The sequence below is a fragment of the Mesorhizobium sp. M4B.F.Ca.ET.089.01.1.1 genome, from assembly GCF_004022605.1.
Classification (GTDB): domain Bacteria; phylum Pseudomonadota; class Alphaproteobacteria; order Rhizobiales; family Rhizobiaceae; genus Mesorhizobium; species Mesorhizobium abyssinicae.
The window spans coordinates 1-896 of record NZ_RZOS01000986.1; the positions used below are offsets into that span (position 1 = coordinate 1).

The following is an 896-nucleotide window of genomic DNA, read 5'->3' on the forward strand; positions in this document are numbered from 1 at the left end:
GGCGCGAACCGCGGCTCTCGCGTCGCCGTCACAGGAGACGATGACAGCGTCGACGTCGCGCTCCAGATCGTCATCCTGGCCGGATAATTTCTCGGCATGCATCAGGCCGCCTAGTTCGAAGCCATAGGGCCGTCGTAGTGGATCTTGATGAGCCCCGGGACTGCTTCGGCGATCTGTTCGATCTGGCCTTCAAGATAGCCGTTGTGGAGCATCGCAGCCTTGAGAGCTTTCAGCATGTCGCCGCCGTGGAGTGCAATCAGCTTTTCGGCCGCATGCTGCAATTCGACTTCCTCAGCCACTGTCAGGGAAATTTCCTTGTACATTGGGCACCTCTCTTTCGTGCGCATGCCACAGGGAACAAAATAGGAACAAAAGAGTCAAGTCGGCCGAACCCTTCACGTCATCGTCAATCGCCGTCCTGCTCGTTCTCGCCGCGCACGTCAGCCGTCAGGAAGCCGCGCCCTGCTTGGCAGGGCGCGGCGCCGCCGGTCATTTCGGCTTGTTGTCGTTGTCGGCTTTTTCGTCGAACTGCACTTGATAGCTCACCTCGAGCTTGGCGAGGAACGGAAGAGAGAATGCGACGGAGATCCTCAACTGGCCCTTATGCGACAGTTTGGCGATCTGCCGATTGATATACAGACGAAGGCGGCGGCCGGTCTTCTGGCAGAAGGTTACGAGCGTTCTCATGAGGTAGATCCTCCAAAATTGGTTGTGCGCAATCGCGGAGCTCGAATACGGCTGGAACTGCCAAGTGCACCGCGCCAGCGGTCGCAACAGAGCGAAGCGGAGAGGAGAACCCTTTAGGGTTGCACGCCCGGGCAGGGGCCAGCCGTACCGTGCGCAGCATTGAGATTGCGTACTGCCACTTTGGAGCTGCCGGAGAACGCGGCCTTAGT

General features: G+C 59.0%; 2 protein-coding genes. Both read right to left on the reverse strand.

The features are described 5' to 3' along the window. Positions 1-110: 110 nt before the first annotated feature. Positions 111-323, reverse strand: coding sequence for a hypothetical protein (locus tag EN780_RS35525; protein ID WP_128276557.1), 213 nt, complete (start codon positions 321-323; stop codon positions 111-113). 166 nt (positions 324-489) lie between these two features. Beyond that, complete coding sequence (locus EN780_RS35530) at positions 490-687, reverse strand: hypothetical protein (RefSeq protein ID WP_128276558.1); 198 nt, start codon at positions 685-687, stop codon at positions 490-492. Positions 688-896 lie beyond the last annotated feature (209 nt).

Coding starts and splice junctions, on each gene's coding strand:
- EN780_RS35530 (WP_128276558.1), bottom strand. CDS start 687: ATGAGAACGCTCGTAACCTTCTGCCAGAAGACCGGCCGCCGCCTTCGT.
- EN780_RS35525 (WP_128276557.1), bottom strand. CDS start 323: ATGTACAAGGAAATTTCCCTGACAGTGGCTGAGGAAGTCGAATTGCAG.